The organism is Variovorax sp. F042 (assembly GCF_057814215.1).
Map to the genome: position 1 here is coordinate 103,480 of NZ_JBVASX010000013.1, position 20,680 is coordinate 124,159.

The 20,680-nt window shown below is 66.8% G+C and carries 20 protein-coding genes and 1 riboswitch; of the genes, 4 read left to right on the top strand and 16 right to left on the bottom strand.

The genetic code is table 11. From position 1 onward, the window contains the following. Positions 1-2 precede the first annotated feature (2 nt). The 5 genes from cobW to ACZYSP_RS28785 form a co-directional block, all read right to left on the bottom strand. The gene (gene cobW / locus ACZYSP_RS28765) at positions 3-1,070 is read right to left on the bottom strand and encodes a cobalamin biosynthesis protein CobW (protein ID WP_489017903.1); all 1,068 of its coding nucleotides are present in this window, start codon (positions 1,068-1,070) and stop codon (positions 3-5) included. An 82-nt stretch (positions 1,071-1,152) separates the two neighbouring features. After that, a complete protein-coding gene (locus tag ACZYSP_RS28770) occupies positions 1,153-1,830 on the bottom strand; it encodes an energy-coupling factor ABC transporter permease (RefSeq protein WP_489017905.1) in 678 nt (225 codons plus the stop codon). Between the two features lie 46 nt (positions 1,831-1,876). Then, complete coding sequence (locus ACZYSP_RS28775; RefSeq protein WP_489017907.1) at positions 1,877-3,406, bottom strand: PepSY domain-containing protein; 1,530 nt, start codon at positions 3,404-3,406, stop codon at positions 1,877-1,879. An 11-nt stretch (positions 3,407-3,417) separates the two neighbouring features. Then, positions 3,418-5,604 carry a TonB-dependent receptor gene (locus tag ACZYSP_RS28780; protein ID WP_489017909.1) on the bottom strand — a complete coding sequence of 729 codons (2,187 nt, stop codon included), beginning with the start codon at positions 5,602-5,604 and terminating at the stop codon, positions 3,418-3,420. A gap of 132 nt (positions 5,605-5,736) precedes the next feature. Further along, positions 5,737-6,034, bottom strand: a riboswitch (cobalamin riboswitch). A gap of 79 nt (positions 6,035-6,113) precedes the next feature. Continuing rightward, complete coding sequence (locus ACZYSP_RS28785) at positions 6,114-6,335, bottom strand: hypothetical protein (protein WP_093052594.1); 222 nt, start codon at positions 6,333-6,335, stop codon at positions 6,114-6,116. A gap of 164 nt (positions 6,336-6,499) precedes the next feature. Between ACZYSP_RS28785 and ACZYSP_RS28790 the strand changes: the two genes are divergently transcribed. Continuing rightward, a complete protein-coding gene (locus ACZYSP_RS28790; protein WP_093052597.1) occupies positions 6,500-6,904 on the top strand; it encodes a hypothetical protein in 405 nt (134 codons plus the stop codon). Between the two features lie 23 nt (positions 6,905-6,927). On the opposite strand, the gene ACZYSP_RS28795 is transcribed toward ACZYSP_RS28790, so the two are convergent. The 3 genes from ACZYSP_RS28795 to phbB all read right to left on the bottom strand — a co-directional run bounded on the left by ACZYSP_RS28795 (position 6,928) and on the right by phbB (position 10,923). Then, entirely contained in the window at positions 6,928-8,634 is a 1,707-nt protein-coding gene (locus ACZYSP_RS28795; protein ID WP_093080307.1) for a cation:proton antiporter domain-containing protein, read from the bottom strand. Between the two features lie 81 nt (positions 8,635-8,715). After that, a complete protein-coding gene (locus tag ACZYSP_RS28800) occupies positions 8,716-10,059 on the bottom strand; it encodes a dicarboxylate/amino acid:cation symporter (protein ID WP_093080304.1) in 1,344 nt (447 codons plus the stop codon). 126 nt (positions 10,060-10,185) lie between these two features. Next, complete coding sequence (phbB, locus tag ACZYSP_RS28805; protein ID WP_093052606.1) at positions 10,186-10,923, bottom strand: acetoacetyl-CoA reductase; 738 nt, start codon at positions 10,921-10,923, stop codon at positions 10,186-10,188. A 204-nt stretch (positions 10,924-11,127) separates the two neighbouring features. Here phbB and ACZYSP_RS28810 point away from each other — a divergent pair, with 204 nt between their 5' ends. Next, complete coding sequence (locus ACZYSP_RS28810) at positions 11,128-11,775, top strand: DJ-1/PfpI family protein (protein WP_093080302.1); 648 nt, start codon at positions 11,128-11,130, stop codon at positions 11,773-11,775. Further along, the gene (locus tag ACZYSP_RS28815) at positions 11,772-12,293 is read left to right on the top strand and encodes a CinA family protein (RefSeq protein WP_093080299.1); all 522 of its coding nucleotides are present in this window, start codon (positions 11,772-11,774) and stop codon (positions 12,291-12,293) included. Before ACZYSP_RS28810 ends, ACZYSP_RS28815 begins: the two co-directional genes overlap by 4 nt. Positions 12,294-12,297: 4 nt before the next feature. On the opposite strand, the gene ACZYSP_RS28820 is transcribed toward ACZYSP_RS28815, so the two are convergent. The 5 genes from ACZYSP_RS28820 to ACZYSP_RS28840 are packed head-to-tail and all read right to left on the bottom strand — an operon-like array spanning position 12,298 to position 17,289. Then, positions 12,298-13,317, bottom strand: a complete 1,020-nt coding sequence (locus tag ACZYSP_RS28820; protein WP_093080297.1) for a tripartite tricarboxylate transporter substrate binding protein BugD — start codon at positions 13,315-13,317, stop codon at positions 12,298-12,300. Positions 13,318-13,348: 31 nt separating this feature from the next. Then, positions 13,349-14,203, bottom strand: coding sequence for an HpcH/HpaI aldolase/citrate lyase family protein (locus ACZYSP_RS28825; RefSeq protein WP_093052615.1), 855 nt, complete (start codon positions 14,201-14,203; stop codon positions 13,349-13,351). Further along, positions 14,200-15,381 carry a CaiB/BaiF CoA transferase family protein gene (locus ACZYSP_RS28830; protein ID WP_093080294.1) on the bottom strand — a complete coding sequence of 394 codons (1,182 nt, stop codon included), beginning with the start codon at positions 15,379-15,381 and terminating at the stop codon, positions 14,200-14,202. The genes ACZYSP_RS28825 and ACZYSP_RS28830 overlap by 4 nt, the downstream gene beginning before the upstream one ends. A 15-nt stretch (positions 15,382-15,396) precedes the next feature. Then, the gene (locus ACZYSP_RS28835) at positions 15,397-16,293 is read right to left on the bottom strand and encodes an HTD2 family dehydratase (RefSeq protein WP_093080464.1); all 897 of its coding nucleotides are present in this window, start codon (positions 16,291-16,293) and stop codon (positions 15,397-15,399) included. 12 nt (positions 16,294-16,305) lie between these two features. Further along, the gene (locus ACZYSP_RS28840; protein ID WP_489017913.1) at positions 16,306-17,289 is read right to left on the bottom strand and encodes a tripartite tricarboxylate transporter substrate binding protein; all 984 of its coding nucleotides are present in this window, start codon (positions 17,287-17,289) and stop codon (positions 16,306-16,308) included. A 123-nt stretch (positions 17,290-17,412) separates the two neighbouring features. Between ACZYSP_RS28840 and ACZYSP_RS28845 the strand changes: the two genes are divergently transcribed. After that, positions 17,413-18,315 carry a LysR family transcriptional regulator gene (locus tag ACZYSP_RS28845; RefSeq protein ID WP_489017915.1) on the top strand — a complete coding sequence of 301 codons (903 nt, stop codon included), beginning with the start codon at positions 17,413-17,415 and terminating at the stop codon, positions 18,313-18,315. A gap of 464 nt (positions 18,316-18,779) precedes the next feature. Here the strand turns inward: ACZYSP_RS28845 and ACZYSP_RS28850 are convergent, their stop codons facing one another. The 3 genes from ACZYSP_RS28850 to yghU are packed head-to-tail and all read right to left on the bottom strand — an operon-like array spanning position 18,780 to position 20,679. Next, on the bottom strand, positions 18,780-19,193 hold the full coding sequence (locus ACZYSP_RS28850; protein WP_093080286.1) for a hypothetical protein: 414 nt from the start codon (positions 19,191-19,193) through the stop codon (positions 18,780-18,782). Beyond that, entirely contained in the window at positions 19,193-19,783 is a 591-nt protein-coding gene (locus tag ACZYSP_RS28855) for an NADPH-dependent FMN reductase (protein ID WP_093080283.1), read from the bottom strand. The genes ACZYSP_RS28850 and ACZYSP_RS28855 overlap by 1 nt, the downstream gene beginning before the upstream one ends. 17 nt (positions 19,784-19,800) lie before the next feature. Next, positions 19,801-20,679, bottom strand: coding sequence for a glutathione-dependent disulfide-bond oxidoreductase (gene yghU / locus ACZYSP_RS28860; RefSeq protein WP_093052630.1), 879 nt, complete (start codon positions 20,677-20,679; stop codon positions 19,801-19,803). Position 20,680: the final 1 nt, after the last annotated feature.

Genomic DNA, 20,680 nt, shown 5'->3' on the forward strand with positions numbered 1-20,680 from the left:
CGTCAGGCTGCGACCGCGCTCACCTCTTCCAGCGCCTTGCGCAGCACCGCCTCGTCGAGGTCTTCGCCGATGAACACGAGCCGCGTGCGCTGCGCCTCGCCATCGCGCCAGCGGCGGTCGAAGTGATGGTCGAAGCGGCGACCCACGCCCTGCACCAGCAGGCGCATCGGCTTGCCCGGAATGGCGACGAAGCCCTTCACACGGTAGATGGTGTGCTGCTCGACCAGCCTGCTGAGCACGGCGAGCAGGCCGTCGCGATCCACCGGCGGCAGCTCGATCACGAGCGAGTCGAACTCGTCGTGGTCGTGGTCTTCCTCGTGGTCGTGGTGGCTTTCGCGCAGGTGGATGGTGGCCTCGGCCGCGCGGCCCTGGCCCAGCAGCAGCGCGAGCGGCAGCCTGCCTTCGGTGGCAGCCACGATCTTGACTTCGGGCGGCAGCTCTTCGCGCACCAGCGCCTCGACCTTCCCTCGCGCGGCGTCGTCCATCAGGTCGGTCTTGTTGAGCACCACGAGGTCGGCGGCCGAGAGCTGGTCTTCGAACAGCTCGTGCAGCGGCGATTCGTGGTCGAGGTTGGGGTCGGCGCGGCGGGCTTCGTCGACAGCCTCGGGGTTCTCGGCGAACTGGCCCGAGGCGGCGGCCGGGCCGTCGACCACCGTGACCACGGAATCCACGGTGAAGATGTTGGCGATGTCCGGCCACTGGAAGGCCTGCACCAGCGGCTTGGGCAGCGCGAGGCCCGAGGTTTCGATGATCACGGCATCGATGTCGCCGCGCCGCTCGGCCAGTTGAAGCATCACGGGCAGGAACTCTTCCTGCACGGTGCAACAGACGCAGCCGTTGGCCAGCTCGTACAGCGCGCCTTCGCGCTCGTTGCCCTCGTCGTCGCAGCCGATGCCGCAGCCACGAAGAATCTCGCCGTCGATGCCGAGCTCGCCGAACTCATTGACGATCACCGCGATGCGGCGGCCTTCGGCATTGCCGAGGATGTGGCGCAGCAGCGTGGTCTTGCCGCTGCCGAGGAAGCCCGTGACGATGGTGACGGGGATCTTGGCGTTGCTTGCTTGTGTCATGGGAGATGTTCTTTCAGGCGCGCAAGCGCCCGTGCCGCTCCCCGAGGCAGCACCTCGTGAGCGCGGCGATGCATTGGTTGAATCAGATGGCGCTGTACAGGCGGCGCTCGACGAAGGCCGTGCCCTGCAGACGACGCCAGGCCTTTGCGGCGGCCAGCACACCCAGGTCGACCAGCGGCTCGACAAGCACGACTGTCATGTAGGCAGCGCCGAAGCTGGCGATCTGGCTCAGGTTCTCGAGCCCGGTGCCGCGTCCGTAGAGCGCCCAGAAGCCGACCCAGACCACGATGCCGCCCTGGTAGGCCACCGACAGCTTGAATGCCTGCTGGTAGCTGATGTCCACGTAGGCCACGTTCTGGGGAATGATCCGCCGCGCCAGCGCGGCCGTTGCGAACAAGGGCACCAGCAAGGTGGTGACGTTCATGCCGAACTGCGGCACATCCTGCGGCTCGAAGAACAGGCCCTGGATGAGCAACCCGCCCGCCAGGCCAATGGCCGCAGGCGCCAGGCCGAACACCAGCAGCAGGGTCGTGCCCAGAATCAGATGCACCTCGGACACGCCCACCGGGTGATGCGGCAACACCTCGAAGAAGCAGAACACCAGCGCAATGGCAATGGCCGAGCGCAGCGCCAGGGCGGCAAGGCCGTCCTTCACGGCCGTATCGAAGGCCACCTTGCCTGTGTAGGCGAGAGCAGCTGCCGCCGTGGCGTAGCTGAGGAAGATCTTGGATCCGTCGACGAGACCTGGTTCGATGTGCATCGAGCACCTCCTGAAATGCACCGCAGTGCGAAAGTTGATTGTTGGTTCATGGGCCTGCTTGCGCAAGCCCCTTCGATATGGCCAATGGTCGAGGCTTGCGCCGCAGCCGTCGCCAGCCGATCACGACGCCGCTGGCCGAGGCCACGGTGCCGACGATGGAAAGCAGCCACACCACGAGGTCCCAGGCCGGCCGGTACTGGATGAGCCAGGGAAAGTCGAGGCTGTGCGCCGCATTGAAGAGCCAGCGTCGCAGCCTCGAATTGCTGTCGTTGCTGCCGGCGACCTGCCCGCTGGCCGGGTCGATGTAGATCCAGCTGTGCGCGGGGTCGTCGAACTGCAGCCGCCACACGGGCACGGTGCGCTCGCGGTGGTGGCCGTACCAGTGGAAGTCTTCGCGGGTCTGCAGCGTGGCCTGGGTGATGGCGCCGGGCCGCAGGCGGGCGGCGGCGCGCAGGATGTCGTCCTTGCCGATGACGGCGGGGCTGCCGGTGGCCGCATCGACCACCCTCACGCGCGCCTTCGCGTCGCGCAGCTGCAGCAGCGGCTTGCCGTCGAACCACAGCAGCACGGCCTCGCGCGGTGCGGCCTCGCCCTCGCCTGACGGCAACACCGCTGGCGGCCAGGGGAACGGCGACTTACCGGCACCCGTGTAGCGCGCCATCGCAGCCGCGTCGCCCGGCCCGCGCTGGAACCAGCCATTGGGGTTCATCGACAGCCAGCCGCTGATGACCCACGTCAGCACGAAGAAGCCGCCGATCAGCCCCGCGATGTGGTGCCAGGCCATCCATCCGTTGTACGGCGTGACCGCGCCATTGCGGAACCTGCGCCGCAGGCGCACCCGCAGGATGCCGATGACGATGCCCGTCACGGCCGAAACGATGCATGCCGCCGACAGCCACACCACCACGTCGTGCCACAGCGGCGGATCGGCGCGCAGTGGCGTGAAGTAGATCCAGTGCGGCACGGAGCCCAGCCAGTTCCAGAAGCGCTCCGAGCGTGTGGTGTCGCGCACCACTTCGCCGTTGCGCGAAGACACGTACAGCTCCGTGCCGGCCGCGTCGCCGACTTCGATGCGGTGCAGCGGGCGCAGCGGGTTCAGGCCCTGCGGCACGGTCCACTGGTCGCGCTCCAGTGTCTCGGCCCAATGCGCACTCGCATGGCCCGAGAAGGCCCGCGCGATGGCCTCGGCCTGCACGGCATCGACCGGGCCGGGCACATGGCCGTCGCGCGCCGAGACCGTGTGCCGGCCTCCGCTCGCATCGACGATGCGCCATACGGGCTCGGCGTTGATGCCGCCCTGCATCTCCAGCACCATGCGCCGCGGCTGCACGCGGGCCGCCTGCGGCAGCGCGTCGAGTGCAGCGGTTGGCGACACCGCCGCCTGCTCGAAACGCAGCGGCGCCAGCCCCGCAAGCCGCTCTTCGTCCGTGAGGTTGGGATATCCCACGTACATCATCACGACGCCCGAGACGAACCACATGACGAACAGCAGGCAGCCGCCAATGCCCAGCCACCGGTGCGTCCAGTAGAGCCAATGCCGGATGCCCGGCCAAGCGCGGCGCCATGCGGAAGTCATGGGAGCGCCGCTCAGAAGTTGACCAGAGCCGACAGCTCGAACGAACGCGGGCGGCCCAGCAACCACTGGTTGCCGCCGTTCGAGAACGACACCGCATAGCGGCGGTCGGCCAGGTTGTAGGCGCGCAGCGCAAGCTTCAGCGAAGGATTCGCCTGCCAGCTCACGCCCGCATCGGCCACCGTGTAGGAGCCGATCTTGCGCGAGTTGGCCGAGTCGACCTGGCGCGGTCCGACGTAGCGCACGCCGAAGTCAGCCTCCCACTGCGGCAGGAAGCGCCAGTTGAGCCAGAGATTCGCGGCCTCTTCGGGCACGCCCGTGGGCGTGTTGCCCGCGCGCGAGACGAGGCGCCCGCTGACGACTTCGTTGAGGTCGTCGTAGCGCGCGCGCAGCTTGGCCACGTTGGCTTCGAGCCGCAGCGTCGATGTGAGCGCCAGGTCGAGCGTGGCCTCGATGCCTTCGGACGACTGCTTGCCGATCTGCTGGGTGATGGTCGGGTCGGTCGCGTCGCGCGAGAGCAGCTTGGTCTTCTCGATGCGATAGGCCGCCACGGTCCAGGCCCCGCGGTTGTCGGCCAGCTGGCGCTTGTATCCGACCTCGACCTGCCGGCCGGTGCTGAGCTCGAACGGCACCTGCGTGGCCGAGGTGGAGATGAGCGAGGTCAGCGGGTCGGCCGCGCGCGCCACCTGCGCATAGAACGACTGCGACACATCGGGCGCATACACCACGCCGAGGCGGCCGGTGGCGTACTCGAAGGTCTTGCCGAGGTTGTTGGCTGCGTTCTGCAGGTCGGTGCGCGCCACCTTGGCGTGGTCCCAGCGCAGGCTGCCCACCACCGACCACTGCTCGTTGAAGGCCAGCTTGTCTTCGGTGAAGAAGGCGTAGGTGTCGGTCTTGGTCCGGTAGCGCTGTGTGTAGGCCACCGGCGACACGTAGTAGCCGGGATTGAAGTTGAACGGGTCGACCACCGAACGACCGCCGTAGGGCGTGTCGCTCGAATTCAGGAAGTTGATGTGATTCGCGTCGAAGCCCACCAGCACCTGGTTGGCCAGGCCGAACAGGCTGTGCTTGAAGGTCGCGTCGGTGCGGTTGCCGATCTGCTCCTGGTCGTGGCCGATTTCCAGGTAGTCGCCGCGCGTCACGCGCCGCGTGGTGGCGTTGTAGGTGTAGGTCTCGCTGTCGCGCCAGTGGCGCTTGCTCTCCAGCCGGTAGAGCTGGTTGCGCACGGTGACGGCGCTGTTGGGCGTCCACTGGGCGTCGAGCCGGGTCCACTTGTCGCGGTACTTGATTTCCGAATCGTCGACGTTGTAGTTCTGGCGCAGCGTCTGGCTGCTGAGGCGGCCGTCGATCAGCGGCACGCCGAAGTAGCGCTGCGGCGACTGCCGGCCCTCGTCGTGCGACAGCGTGAACTGCAGCTGCGGCGACACGTCGAGCCGCACGGCCGCGCCCACGGCCAGGCTCTCGGCCTGCCCGCGCCGCATGAAGCCGTCGGTCTGGCGGTGGCTGATGTCGAAGCGGTAAGAGAGCTTGTCGTTGATCGCCCCGCCGCTGCCAAAGGCCACCTGGCGGGTGGCGTCGGAGCCCACCGTGACCAGCGCCTCGTTCTGGATCGGGCCGCGCGTCGGCTTCTTGGGCACCACGTTGATGGCGCCGCCGATGGCACCCTCGCCGTACATCACCGAGGCCGCGCCGCGCAGCACCTCGATGCGGTCGACGGACCAGGTGTCGAACGGGAAGGTGACGGTGCCCGCGCCCGCGTAGAGGCGCGTGCCGTCGAAGAGCTGCATCACCGAGCCGTGGCCCGAGAAACCGCGCGCCGCCATCGCGGTGCCGCCATTGCCGGGGCCGGGCGTGCCGGTGATGCCGGTGGCGCGGGTGGCGGCATCGATCACCGAGACGTCGCCGCGTGCGCGGATGGTGTCGCCCGTCAGCACTTCGATGCTGGCCGGCGTTTCCAGCGGCGTGAGGCCGAGGCGACTGCCGGTGTGCGAGGGTTCGTCGATGGCGAGCGGGGTATGCCGTTCGGCCTCGACCTGCACCGGCTTGAGGCTCTGGCTGTTGCTGCTGGCTGCTTCACCCGACGACTGCGCGAAGACCGCGGAAGGCCCGAAAACCAACCCCAGACCCAGTGAAAGACCCGAAAGGCGCGTCCAACGCAGCGGCGCGCCCGTGCGATCGCGCGCTGGCGATGCATGACCCATGTGACTTCTCCTCCGGCCTGCGTCCCCGCAGGCTCCTGACCGATAGAGGACGCGGCGGAAGAGGCGAAGGGACTGCGACGGTACGCGCGAGCGCGAAGCGGTGGCAGGCCCGGACACGCACTCCCGCAGCGTCCGAAGGCGGTTGCGAAGGCCGGTATCCGGGCTTGCGGAGCGCCGCGGCGTGCCAATCAATCAATGAATGGATGCACACCGCGGCCGAAACCCTCGCCTTCCCACGCCGAAACGCAGTGGCTGCCCGTGCCGTCTGGGAGGCATGAGCGTGAGGGTTTCCAGATCCGCTGACCGTTGCGGGGGCAGCGCAGGAGTTGCAGCGTCAATCAATCAAGAATGAACGACGCGGCGCACCTGCTTCCCGTTTAACCCCGTGGCCATGAGATGGCGTGCGGGGCACCTTCGAACCGTGTTGCCTGGCGGGATTAATAAGAATTAACGCACCAGAACGGCGGGATTATAGGGAGAGGCCTTCCGCCGAAGGCCTCTGATGGGCCTCAGGCAGGCCTTCCGTCGGGTCCGAACAGCCGCCGCATCACGGCCACGCCCGCCACCAGCGCGTTCGAATAGGTGGCATAGGGATCGTGGGCTGCCTCCAGCGGCACATAGACGTGGGAGGTCTCGCCAGGCGTGTCGTCGACCGCCTCCATCAGCACCCAATAGAACTCGCCCGCCTCCAGTTCATGGACGGTGAGCGCGATGTTTCTCGATGAGGGCATGGAGGTAAGAGTGGCTGACAAGGTTGTCGGTTCTTTTTTTGAATGGGCGGGGTACGCACGCGGTTGACAGTGCTTTCGGGTTTCTCCTACAGAGCCCGGTGCCGGTGCGACCTAATGTTGTAGTCAGGGACCTTTCAGAAGCCTTTCCAAGAACAGGAGGCAGCATGAAGCATTTCACTCTTGAACCGGGCATGCGATCGAGCATCGGCGGGGCCTTTTACCCGACCGGCTACTCGATGGTGATGTTTCCGAGTGCGGAAGACGCCGACCGCATCGGCCACCGCCTGATCGAAAAAGGCATGAGTGGCGACGAGGTCTATCTGCTGCCCGCGCAAACGGTGCTGGCCGAAATCGCCCCGACCGCGAAGACATCCGACAACCCCCTGCCCTCCGCCGGCACCGACGCCGCGACGGTACGCGCCTATACCGAGTTGGCGCGCGACGGCCACACGGGCCTGCTGGTGAGGACAAGAGACGGCGCTGCCGCCGAACGCCTGATGGAACTGGTGCGCACCGTGCCCTATTCCATCGCCCAGCGCTACCGCACACTGGTCATCGAAGACCTCTGAGAAGAAGAGGAAAGCGGGCGTCTTCAAGCCGGCACGGCCATCGACACGGCGCGCTGGACTACATCACGGGCCATGGCCTGGGCGAGTTCGTGCTCGCCAAGGAACACGGTGGCAGAGGTTTCCTGCGTGAGCAGCCGGGCCTCCTGCTCGTTGTGGCTGCGGATCACGGTCTGGATGGTAGGGTTGAGTGTGCGCGCCGTCTCCATCATCTGGCGCACGTTCATGGCGTCGGGCGTGGCCACCACCAGCACGCGGGCGCGCGCGATGTGGGCCTGGATCAGCACCGCCGGGTCGGCCGCGTCGCCCCACACGGCCGGCGTGCCGGCCTCGCGCAGCTTTTCGACAAGCTCGCGGTTCTGCTCGGCCACCACGTAGGGAATGTCGTGCGCGTCGAGTTCGGCCGCAATGCGGCGCCCCACGCGGCCGTAGCCCACCAGCACCACTTGCCGCGAGAGGTACTTGGCCTCGGTGGTCATGGGCAGTTCGGCCAGCGGGTCGTCGCGCGATTCGAGCCCGCGCGCGAAGGACGAACGGGCATGGAGCCACTTCTGCATCGGCCCTATCAGGCTGAACCACAACGGGTTGGTGGCAATGGAAATCAGCGCACCCGCCAGCACCAGGCTCTGGCCCTCCACCGGCAGCAGGCCCAGCGACACGCCCAGCCCGGCCAGGATGAACGAGAACTCGCCGATCTGCGCCAGGCTGGCGCTCACCGTGAGCGCCGTGCCCAGCGGGTAGCGGAACACCAGCACCAGCGCGCAGGCCGCAAGCGACTTGCCCAGCACGATGACCAGCACCACCGCCAGTACCTGCAGCGGCCGCTCGATCAGCACCGAGGGGTCGAACAGCATGCCGACCGACACGAAGAACAGCACCGCGAAGGCGTCGCGCAACGGCAGCGACTCTTGCGCGGCGCGGTGGGCAAACTGCGACTCGCGCATGACCATGCCGGCGAAGAAGGCGCCCAGCGCAAACGACACGCCGAACAGCGCCGCCGAGGCAAAAGCGATGCTCACGGCAGCGGCCACCACGCACAGCGTGAACAGCTCGCGCGAGCCGGTCCGCGTGACCTGCCAGAGGATCCACGGGAACACGCGCCGCCCCACCACCAGCATCAGCGCCACGAAGCCGCCGACTTGCAGCAGCGTGAGGCCCAGCGTCTGCCACAGCGGATCGGCCGGCCCGGCGTGTTCACTTTTTCCGCCCAACGTGCCCGCCAACGGCGGCAACAGCACGAGCACCAGCACCATCGCCAGGTCTTCGACCACGAGCCAGCCGACGGCGATGCGGCCAGTGAACGAATCGAGGATGCCCAGGCTTTCGAGCGCACGCAGCAGCACGACCGTGCTCGCCACCGACAGCGCGAGCCCGAACACGAGCGCTGCGCCGGGGCTCCAGCCCCACCACAGGGCCAGCCCACCGCCGAGCAGCGTGGCCACGCCGATCTGCGCGATCGCGCCGGGCAGTGCGATCTTGCGTACGGCTAGCAGGTCGTCGAGGGAAAAATGAAGGCCTACGCCGAACATCAGCAACATGACGCCGATTTCGGCAAGCTGGGCGGCGATTTCCGCGTCGGCCACGAAGCCCGGTGTGAACGGGCCGATGATCACGCCCGCCAACAGGTAGCCGACCAGCGCGGGCAGCCGCAGCTTGGCTGCCAGGAATCCGAACACCAGCGCCAGCCCCAAGCCGGCGGCAATCGTGTTGATGAGGGAAACGCTGTGGGGCATCGCTCCATTTTGCAGGAACGATGTCTGCCCTTTTATTTCACACGGCCATCTTGTCCAGGGCCCGGCTGTCGTGCCGAGCGATCAGCCGGCCATCTTGCTGGTGCGAGCAGCCTCCAACGTCTCAGGCTCTTGCGCCTCTACCCAAGTCTCGTTGTTGAGCCCCGCCTGCAGCCGCGTCTCGTCAAGCTCGTTGGTCCACTTGGCAACCACGATGGTGGCGACGCCATTGCCGATCAGGTTGGTGAGCGCGCGCGCCTCCGACATGAAGCGGTCGATGCCCAGGATCAGTGCAAGCCCCGCCACCGGCACGTGGCCCACCGCCGACAGCGTGGCCGCCAGCACGATGAAGCCGCTGCCCGTGACGCCCGCCGCGCCCTTCGATGTGAGCAGCAGCACGGCCAGCAGCGTGATCTCCTGCGTGAGCGTCATCGGCGTGTTGGTCGCCTGGGCGATGAACACGGCCGCCATCGTCAGGTAGATCGAGGTGCCGTCGAGGTTGAACGAATAGCCCGTGGGAATCACGAGGCCCACGCAGGTCTTGTTCGCGCCCAGGTTCTCCATCTTCTCCATCATGCGCGGCAGCACCGACTCGCTCGACGAGGTGCCCAGCACGATCAGCAGTTCTTCCTTGATGTACTTGATGAACTTCCAGATGCTGAAGCCGTGGAACCTTGCAATGAGCCCCAGCACCACGAAGATGAACAGCAGGCAGGTCAGGTAGAACGTGCCCATCAGCTTGCCGAGCGAGAACAGGCTGCCCAGGCCGTACTTGCCGATGGTGAATGCCATCGCGCCGAAGGCACCGATGGGTGCCAGCTTCATGATGTAGTTGACGATGCCGAAGAGCACGTGCGAGCCCTTCTCGATCACGTCGAACACCAGCGTGCCGCGGCCGCCGAAGCGGTGCAGCGCAAAGCCGAACAGCACCGCGATCAGCAGCACCTGCAGGATCTCGCCCTTGGCGAACGCGTCGACGAGCGTGTTGGGGATGATGTTCAGGATGAAGTCGACCGTGCCGGTCATCTTGCCGGGGCCGGTGTAGGAGGCGATCGACTTGGTGTCGAGAGTGGCCGGGTCGACGTTCATGCCCGCGCCGGGCTTGAGCACGTTGACCAGCACCAGCCCGACGATGAGCGCGATGCTGCTGACGACCTCGAAGTACAGCAGCGCCAGGCCGCCGGTCTTGCCGACCTTCTTCATGTCTTCCATGCCGGCGATGCCCACCACCACCGTGCAGAAGATGATCGGCGCGATGATCATCTTGATCAGCTTGATGAAGCCGTCGCCCAGCGGCTTCATCGCCTCGCCGGCCGCGGGATAGAAGTGGCCGAGCAGCACGCCGATGATCACCGCGGTGATCACCTGCACGTAGAGCGAACGGTAGAGCGGGAGCTTTCTGGCGGGTGTGCTTGTTGTGTTTTCCATTTTTGCCTCCGGAGGGTTGGACACTGTAGGACGCGTGTTGGCGGCTTTCTATCCGTGGAACCCGCATCGATCAAATGAAAAAACCCGCCGAAGCGGGTTTTGTCGATCAGGTGCAGGTCAGCATGCTTAATGCATGTGCAGGCCGCCGTTGACCGAGAAGTCGGCCCCGGTGCTGTAGCCGCCTTCGTCGGTGGCGAGCCACGCGATGATCGAGGCGATTTCGCTCGGCTCGCCCAGGCGCTTGACCGGGATGGTGGCCACGATCTTGTCGAGCACTTCCTGGCGGATGGCCTTGACCATGTCGGTGCCGATGTAACCCGGGCTCACGGTGTTGACCGTCACGCCCTTGTTGGCCAGCTCCTGCGCCAGCGCCATGGTGAAGCCGTGCATGCCGGCCTTGGCCGCCGAGTAGTTGGTCTGGCCCGCCTGGCCCTTGGCGCCATTGACCGAGCTGATGTTGATGATGCGGCCCCAGCCCTTTTCAACCATGTCGCCCACCACCTGCTTGGTGACGTTGAACATGCTGTTGAGGTTGGTCTCGATCACCGCGCTCCAGTCTTCGGGCGTCATCTTCAGGAACATGCGGTCCCGCGTGATGCCGGCGTTGTTGACCAGCACATCGATGGCACCATGCGCTGCCTTGGCGGCAGAGAAGGCCTCGACGGTGGATTGCCAGTCGCCGACATTGCCGACCGACGCGTGGAACTCGAAGCCTTCGGCTTTCTGTTCGGCCAGCCACTTGGCGTAGTCGCGCGTGGGGCCGCAACCGGCGATCACGGTGAACCCGTCCTTGTGCAGACGCTGGCAGATGGCTGTTCCGATGCCACCCATGCCCCCGGTGACATATGCAACTTTCTTGCTCATAAGATTTCCTTTGTGTACGTAGCAAAAGCCTGAACGGCCGCCTTCACTCTAGCGAGTTTCAAGCCCGCGTCCTCTGAGGAAAACACTGAGCCAAGCTTGCAACCAGCTGTCACGAAGAGCGGCCTTCGTGCCCAGCCTCTATCCTCGCACTGTCTGTTCTTGTGCAAGCCCGTGCAAGCGGAAACACCCAAGGAGTTCGAAAGTATGAATTTCGGGATCATCGTCTTCCCCGACGTCGAGGAACTCGACTTCGTCGGCCCTTGGGAAATGCTCACCATGTGGAGCAAGCTGGCCGCCGGTCCCGAGCACTGCCTGATCGTGGCCGAAAAGCGCGAACCGGTGGTCTGCGCCAAGGGCCTGTCCATCAACCCGCACGTGTCCTTTGCCGATTGCCCGCCTCTCGACTGCCTGCTCGTGCCCGGCGGCATGGGCACGCGCCGCGAGGTCGACAACCCCGCCATGACGCGCTTCCTGGCCGACCAGGCACCGGGCTGCCAGACGCTGATGTCGGTGTGCACCGGCGCTTTCGTGCTGCACGCGGCCGGGCTGCTCTCGGGCAAGACCGCGACCACGCACTGGGGATCGCTGGACCGCCTGCGCGCGCTGGGCGACGTGAAGGTGGTCGAGCAGCGCTTCGTGCGTGACGGCAACGTCTGGACATCGGCCGGGGTATCGGCCGGTACCGACCTGATGCTGGCCTTCATCGCCCACACCGCGGGCGAGGAAGCCGCGGCCCGGGTGCAGCTGCAGGCCGAGTACTACCCGGCGGACACGATCTACGGAGACACGGCGAGCCATGAGCGCGCGCCGGCGTACGTGAAACGGCCCGGCTCCCGTTTCCAGGCGCCATGACCGCACCCTCGCTTCCCGAACCGCTACCGGTGCTCGCCGCGCGTATCGGCGAAACGCTGCGCGCACGGGGCCAGACGGTCTCGGTCGTCGAGTCTTCCGCAGGCGGCCTCGTGTCGGCTGCGCTGCTCGCCATTCCGGGCGCATCGGCCTACTTCCGCGGCGGCGCCGTCGTCTATTCGCGGCGCGCCGGCCGGGCGCTGCTGGGCCTGACCGCGGAAGACATGACCGGCATGCGCGGCGAAACCGAGCCCTACGCCCTGCTCGTCGCCGGCCGGATGCGCGACACCCACCACACCACCTGGGGCATCGCCGAAAGCGGCGCGGCCGGCCCGTCAGGCAGCCCGTACGGCGATGCCCCGGGGCACGTGTGCATCGCCGTGGTCGGCGCGGTCACGGTGAGCCGCACCATCGAAACCGGCGACACCGACCGGCGGGCGAACATGGACGTGTTCGCGCGGCACCTGCTCGCGCTGTTCGACGAGACGCTGCGGGCTCAGCCGGAGCCGCCGCCCGCCTGAACAATCAATCCGCCTGGACACCCGCGGCGCGGATCACCTTGCCCCACTTCGCAACCTCTGCCGCGAGGTGCGTGCGCAGGCTTTCCGGCGTCTGCTTGTCCAGCGGCACGATTTCGGAGCTGAGTTCGGCAAGCCGGTGCTTGACCATGTCGTCCTGCAGCGCGGCGCGCAAGGCAACGTTGAGCTTCTCGATCACGGCGGGTGGCGTGCCCTTGGGCGCATACATGCCGTGCCACACCCGCACGTCGAAGCCCTTGAGGCCCTGCTCGTCCAGCGTCGGGATGTTGGGCATGCTCGACAGGCGCTGCGGCGTGGTCACGCCGAACACCTTCACGCGGTTGCCGTCCTTGATGACCGGCGCGGTCTGCGTGGTCTGGTCGCACAGCAGGTCGACCTGCCCGCCCATGAGATCGTTGAGCGCCGGGCCGGCGCCCTTGTACGGCACGGTCGTCAGCTGCACGCCGATCTGGTTCATGAACAGCAGGCCGCACAGCTGCGACACCGCGCCCACGCCCGCGTTGGCCAGCGTGACCTTGTCCTTGTTGGCCTTCACGTAGGCCAGCAGTTCCTGGTAGTTGTTGGCCGGGAAGTCCTTGCGCGACAGCAGCGTCATCGGCACGTCCAGCACCTGGCCGATGTACTCGAAGTCTTTCAGCGGGTCGTAGTTGAGCTTCTTGTAGAGCGCGGGCGCGGTGGCCATGCCCATGTGGTGGATGAGGATGGTGTAGCCGTTGGGCGCCGCCCTGGCCACCCGCGTGGGTGCGATGGTGCCGCCCGCGCCCACGGTGTTCTCGACGATCACGGTCTGGCCCAGCGACTTGCCCATGGGAATGGCCAGCATGCGCGCCACCACGTCGGTCGGGCCGCCGGCGGAGTACGGCACGACCATGGTGATGGGCTTGTCGGGCCACGCGGCTTGCGCGATGGCGGGCGATTGCAGGGCGAACAGGCAGGCGCCGGCCGAGGCCGCGAGCAGGGTCTTGAATTTCCAGGTCTTCGTTTTCGTCGTCTTTGTTGCTGTCACTTCTTTGTCTCCTATGGTTATGGGTGTTCTGTCAGGGCGCCGGCTGGTCTTCGAGCGCCAGCAGGCGTTCGGCCAGGCGCACCACGGGCGCGTCGACCATCCGCCCGTCGAGGCTGACCACGCCGCCGCCCGATGCTCGAATGGCGTCGACCACGCGACGGGCCCACGCCAGTTCATCAGCGCTGGGGCCCAGCGCGGCATGCACCGGCGCAACCTGATCGGGGTGAATGCACAGCTTGGCGCCGAAGCCGCCGCGCCGGGCGCGTGCGGTGTCGGCGGCCAGCCGCTGGGCGTCGCGCCAGTCGGGCGTCACGCCGTCGATGGGCGCGGGAAGGTTGGCGCGGCGCGAGGCGAGCAGCAATGCGAGGCGCACTGGCACGAGTTCGGCTTCGTCCGCGTCGCAGGCCAAGCCGATATCGGCCTGGAAATCGAGATTGCCGAACGCGAGCCGCAGCACCTGCAGGCCAGCCGCGATTTCATCGACTGCCGCCAGGCCCGCGGCCGATTCGATCAGCGGCACCAGCACGCCCTGCGGACCGACGGCCCCGGCCAACCGGGACAGGTCGGCCGCTCGCTCCGCCTTGGGCAGCACGACGCCCGCAATCAGGCCTTGTGCCACCAGCGCGCCGACTTGCGCGCAGTCATCGTCATGCCACGGTGTGCCGGCGGCATTGACGCGCACCAGCAGGCGTTGCCGGTCGGCGACGGGCAGCGCGGCGAACGAGGTGGCGAGCGCCTCGCGCGCCGCCGCCTTGCGTTCGGGCGCCACCGCATCCTCCAGATCGACGATCACGCCGCCCGCCCCGGTGGCCAGCGCGCGCGCATGGCGCTCGGGCCGGTCGGCAGGCACGAAGAGAAAGGCGCGTGCCAGGGCGAGCGCGCTCACACCGCCCTCGCCTCGCGCAGCGCCGCAATGTCCGCCTCGCTGCGCCCGAGGCCGCGCAGGATCGCCTCGGTGTGCTCACCGACCGCCGGAATCGGGTCCATGCGGTAGTCGAACGCACTCTGCCGACCAGCCGGCAGCAAGGCCGGAATCTCGCCCGCTGGCGAACCCACCTGCCGCCAGCGCTCGCGCGCCTGCAACTGCGGATGCGCCCACAGGCCAGCCATGTCGTTCATGCGGGCGTTGGCGATCTGCGCCGTGTCGAGCCGCTCCAGCACCTGTGCCGTGCTCAACGCGCCGAAGGTCTCGACGATGATCGCGCGCAGGGCCTCGCGGTTTTCATTGCGCCGTGCGTTGCTGTCGAAGCGGGCGTCGGTCGCAAGCCCTGCCTGCAGCAGCACCTTCTCGCAGAAGGTGCGCCACTCGCGCTCGTTCTGCAGGCCCAGCATCACGGTGCCGCCATCGCCGGCGGGGAACGGCCCGTAGGGATAAATGGTCGCGTGCGAAGCGGCGCTGCGCGGCGGCGGCGGCGCGCCTTCGTAGGCGTAGTACATCGGGTAGCCCATCCACTCCGCGAGCGATTCGAGCATCGACACATCGATGTGCGAGCCCTTGCCGGTCTTGCCGCGCTGGAGCAGCGCCGCGAGGATGCCGGTGTATGCGTACATGCCCGCCGCAATGTCTGCGATGGAATTGCCCGACTTGCACGGATCGTCCGGCGTGCCCGTGACCGACAGAAAGCCCGCCTCGCTCTGGATCAGCAGGTCGTAGGCCTTCTTGTCGCGGTACGGTCCGTCTTCGCCGTAGCCCGAGATGTCGCAGACGATGAGCCGCGGGTGCTTCGCCTGCAGCACCTGCGCACCGAGCCCCATGCGCGCGGCGGCGCCGGGCGCGAGGTTCTGCACCAGCACGTCGGCATCGGCCACCAGCTCCTGCAGCACGGCGAGCGCGGCGGGTTGCTTCAGGTCCAGCGTGAGGCTTTCCTTCGAGCGGTTCACCCACACGAAGTGCGAGGCCTCGCCGTGCACGCGGGCGTCGTAGGCCCGCGCGAAGTCGCCCACCTCGGGGCGCTCCACCTTGATGACGCGCGCGCCGAGGTCGGCCAGCTGGCGGGTGCAGAACGGCGCGGCAATCGCGTGCTCGAGCGAGATGACGGTGATGCCGTCCAGGGGTCTTGTCATGTGTCGGTTCTCCCCTCAGGCCAGCACGGCCGTGGCCTGCATCGTGAGCCAGCCGTCGGCGTCTTCGCCCCAAAGGCTGAATGTCTTTCCGTCGGCACCGGGCTTGCCGTGCACGCGGAACGGCGCGATGTCGAAAGTCGGGCGCACCGCGCGAAACTCGAAGCGCGCGAGCTGCGCGCCCGGCACGTTGCGGCGCAGCAGATCGACCAGCAGCGTCGCTATCAGCGGGCCGTGCACGATCAGGCCCGGATAGCCCTCGACCTGCGTCACGTAGCGGCGGTCGTAGTGGATGCGGTGACCGTTGAAGGTGAGCGCTGAATAACGGAACAGCAGCACGTCGTCGGGCACGATGTCGCGGCTGAAGGCGGCGTCCTTCGGCGCGGGCGTGGGTGGCGGGCCCGCTTCACCTGGCTGCGCGGCGGCGCGGTAGACGATGTCGTGCTCCTCGGTCAGCGCGAGGCCGCGCTCGTTGCGCACCTCGTGGCGCACGAGCACGAAGACCAGTTCGCCGGTACGGCCCGCCTTGTGCGTGACCGATGCGATGGTCGAGGTGCGCTCGATCCTGTCGCCGACCTGCAGCGGGTTGCCGGGCTCCCAGGCAAGCCGCCCCCCGGCCCACATGCGGCGCGGCAACGGCACGGGCGGCAGGAAGCCGCCTCGCCTAGCGTGGCCGTCTTCGCCGATTTCGGACTGGCGGTGGTGCGGCAGGAAGTAGAGCCAATGCCACAGCTCGGGCAGGCGCGTGCCGGCTTCGGGCAGGGCATCGTCGCGATCGAGCGTGGCGGAGAGAGCGCGCACGGGCGCGGCGGTGATGTCGTCGGCCAGCGTCTCGCTGCGGCCTTGCCAGGCTTGCAGCTTCGCCAGTGCTTCGCTGTCGATCACGGAGGGTGTCGTGGGAGTTTCGTTGGGCATGTCTTGCTTCATTCAATCGACTGCGGCACCGGAGGCCTTGACGATGCGCGCCCACTTGGCGAGGTCGTCCTGCAGCAGTTTCGAAAATTGATCGGGCGTGGTGGGCGCTGCAATTTCGACGCCCTGCTGGTCGAGCTTGTCGCGCAGGTCCTTCGAGGCCAGCGCCTTGCGCGTGGCGTCCTGCAATGTCGCCAGCACATCGGCCGGCACGCCCGCGGGCGCAAACAGGCCGATCCACAGCGTGCCGTTGTAGCCGGGCACCTCCTCGGCGATGGTGGGCACGTCGGGCAGCACGGCCGAGCGCTTGTCGCCGCTCACAGCCAGCGCGCGCAGCTTGCCGGCCTTGATGTGCGAAAGAGCCGAAGGCAGGCTCGCGAACACGATCGGCAGTTGCCCGCCCAGCACGTCGTTGAGCGCTGGTGCGACACCCTTGTACGGCACGTGCTGCAGCGAGATGCCCGCCATGCTGTTGAGCATTTCGCCCAGCAGGTGGTTGAGCGTGCCGTTGCCGGCCGAGGCGTACTGGTAGTTGGCGCCCTTCTGCCGCGCGAGCTTCAGGAACTCGGCGAAGTTCTTCGCCGGGAACGTGGGGTTGACCAGCAGCACATTGGGCACCGCGCCGACGAGGCCGACGGGCTTGAAGTCTTTCACCGGGTCGAAGCCCGGGTTCTTGTACAGCGCCGGGTTGATGGCCTGGCTGCTGCTGATGGTCATGAGCAGCGTGTACCCGTCCTTCGGCCCCTTGGCCACCAGCTGCGTGCCGATGTTGCCGCCAGCGCCGGGCCGGTTGTCGACCACCACGCTGGCGTTGTTCATTACTTCGCCGAGCTTCTGGCCCACGAGGCGACCGACGATGTCGTTGGTGCCGCCGGCGGCTTGCGGCACCACCAGCGTGACGGGGCGCGAGGGATAAGCCTCGGCGCGTGCCGGGCCGGCCTGGACCAGTGCCGCGGCGGCGGCTGCGAACGCCAGCAGTGCGAAGGCGCGAAATCTCATGATGTGTTGTGTCTCCATGGCCGCATGGTCGTTCGCCCTCCCCCTGCGCGCAATCTGCGATTTCGGAACCCAGCCTTCTGGAATTCCGAAGGCTTGGGGCCTGGGAGGGTCTAGCATCGCTCGATGCTTTTCGACCTCACCGACCTGCGGCTGTTCGTGGCCACGGCCGAACTCGGCAACCTCACGCGGGCCGCCGAGCGCCAGCACCTGTCGCTGGCTGCCGCCAGCGCGCGCATCAAGGCGCTGGAAACGCAGGCCGGCCTGCAGTTGCTGCAGCGCGAGGCCCGCGGCGTACGGCTGCTGCCTCCGGGAGAAGCCTTCCTGCATCACGCTCGCCTCGTGCTGCATCAAACGGAGCAACTGCGCGACGATTTGCTCGAATACGGCGGCGGCCTGCGCGGCCATCTGCGCGTGTTCGCCAACACCACGGCGGTGACCGACTTCCTGCCCGAGATCCTGCCGGGCTTCCTGGCGCACAACCCGCGCATCAACGTCGACCTTCAGGAAAAACCGAATGCTCAGATCCCGCGCGGCGTGCTCGACGGCCGCGCCGACATCGGCATCGTCGCCGGCCGCGTCGACACGCTGGGGCTGGAGGCCATCCACTTCAGCACCGACCGGCTGGTGCTCGTCACCTCGCGCAAGCACCGCTTCGCCAGGCGCCGGAAGATTTCATTCGCCGAGACGCTCGACGAAGACGCCATCGGCATGCAGCAGGGCAGCACGCTGCAGACCTTCCTGGCGCAGATCACCGACAAGCGGCAGAAGCTGCGCATCCAGCTCGGCAGCTTCGACGCCATGTGCCGGATGATCGGCAGCGGCGTGGGCATCGGCGTGGTGCCGGAATCGGCTGCGCGGCGCAACCAGGAAAGCATGCAGCTCGCGCTGATCGACCTCAGCGATGCGTGGTGCGTGCGGGAGCGGTATCTGCTGGTGCGAGACCGGGCGGCACTGCCCATTTATGCGCAGGCGCTGGTCGAAACCTTGTGCCGGCACTACGCCGGGCAACTGGCCGAAGAGAACTGAGCGCGGTGCCCAAAAACATCGACTTGCATGCGTTTGCTGAACAAGTCGATCCAGTCCCCATTTTCCGTGGACAACTTTGGGGGTAACTCATGAGGAGCCTTGTAAAACAGATTTAAGTCATTGTTTTACAAGGGTATTCCTTAGTTTGCTCAAAATTTGGGCGGTGAACAACCTTGGCGGGCAAAACAGCCCACATGGGCCCGAAAGTGGCTGCGAAGAGAACTTTTTCGCGATTTCCGGTGGGCAGAAAACGTCATTGAATCAGCAACTTGCACGCGATTGCGAAAAGTCTGATGTCGTCCCCATTTTCTGTGCACAACTTTGGGGGTAACTCATGCGGAGCCTTGTAAAAGGTATGCAAGCTGTTGTTTTATAATGAGATTCCACACTTTGCCCAAAATTTCAGCGGTGAACAAGATGGTCCGGGGGCGAGCGCCAGCCACGGACGGTTCCGCAGAAATCCGCTAGCGAAGGGGGTAGACCCCGTTCGCCCAAAACGCGCCGGCGGCGGTCTGAAGCGAGACCGTCACTTCCCTTTGCTGCGGATCGACCCGCACATCGCCGCCCGTGACCAACACGGTGACTGAGGGATATGGACTCTCATCGATGACAACAATCTGCCCAGCTTCGTAGCGCGCAGGGACGATTGGCTTTTCGGGCAACCGGATCGACAACCACGCGACTTCCCCGTAGAGGAAGCCGCTATGGCCCGAGATCGCCCAGGTCCCGGTTGGTACATTCAATGAAATCCGGTGCACCGGCACCGTATCTGCGCGGCAACTGCATTGGAGCGTGGCATACCGCGTCGGGAAGGAAACGCAACCCGACAGCAGAAATGCAAGAACGGCAACGAGTTGCCAGCGCACGCTCATGAACATTAGTACGGCGGCGCCTTGCGCGCCCGCTGCGCCCGCGCGGCCTCGGTCCACCACGCCAGGTCGTCCGCGAACCGGCCGAACGAGCGCTCCAGCGATTCGCCCGCAGGCCCCGTCGGCTTGCCTGCTGCATCCAGCGTCTGCGAGATCGGCCCGACCGCGAGCGTGCTCGACACCACGACCATGCCCATCTCCGACAGGATCGAATGCCACACCGTGCCCGAGCGCACGCCGGAGAAGCGCCCTGCCGAATAGCTCGCGACGGCCGCGGGCCGCCAGAACCACTCTTCGAGGAAGTGGTCGGTCAGGTTCTTCAAGCCGGGTTGCGGGCCCCAGTTGTATTCGCCGGTGACGAAGACGAAGGCGTCTGCCGTGCGGATCTTTTCGGCCAGGGCTTCCATGGCCGCGGGCGCGGTGCCCTTCGGGTATTCCTTGTACATGCGGTCGAGCATGGGCAGGTCGACAGCCTTCGCGTCGATCAGCTCCGCATCGTCGCCACGCGCGCGAAGCCCGGCGACGATGTAGTCCGCCAGGCGCACGCCCATGCGATCGGAGCGGTACGAGCCGTAGAAGACCAGGATCTTGTCGCTCATCGTTGTTGCTCCTGCGCTCAGGTTGGCGTTTCGAGCTTGTCCTGGGTGCGGGTCTCGAAGTCGCTGGCGTCGTGGCGCTCGTGCAGCTGGCTGTTCGGCTGGCCCCATGCGCGATTGACCATGCGGCCGCGCTGCACTGCCGGACGCTTCGCGATTTCATCGGCCCAGCGCAGCACGTTCTTGTACTCGCTCACCTGCAGGAACTCGCCCGATTCGTAGAGCTGCCCCTTGGCGAGCGCGCCGTACCAGGGCCAGACAGCCATGTCGGCGATGGTGTAGTCGTTGCCCGCCAGGTAGCGGCTCTCGGCCAGCCGGCGGTCGAGCACGTCGAGCTGGCGCTTGGTCTCCATGGCGAAGCGGTCGATCGCGTATTCGATCTTCGTGGGCGCGTAGGCATAGAAGTGCCCGAAGCCGCCGCCGAGGTATGGCGCGCTGCCCATCTGCCAGAACAGCCACGACAGGCATTCGGCGCGGGCCGCGCGCTCGGTCGGCAGGAAGGCGCCGCCAAACTTCTCGGCCAGGTACTGCAGGATCGCACCCGACTCGAACACGCGAATGGGCGTGTCGCCGCTGCGGTCCATCAGCGCGGGAATCTTGGAGTTCGGGTTCACCGCCACGAAGCCGCTGCCGAACTGGTCGCCATCGCTGATGCGGATCAGCCAGGCGTCGTATTCAGCGCCGGTATGGCCCAGCGCCAGCAGTTCTTCCAGCATCACCGTGACCTTCACGCCGTTGGGCGTGGCCAGCGAATAGAGTTGCAGCGGATGCTTCCCCACCGGCAGGTCCTTCTCATGGGTGGCACCCGCGATCGGGCGATTGATGTTCGCGAAGCGGCCGCCGCTTTCCTTGTTCCAGGACCAGACGGTGGGCGGCGTGTAGGCTGTCGTGCCATTCATG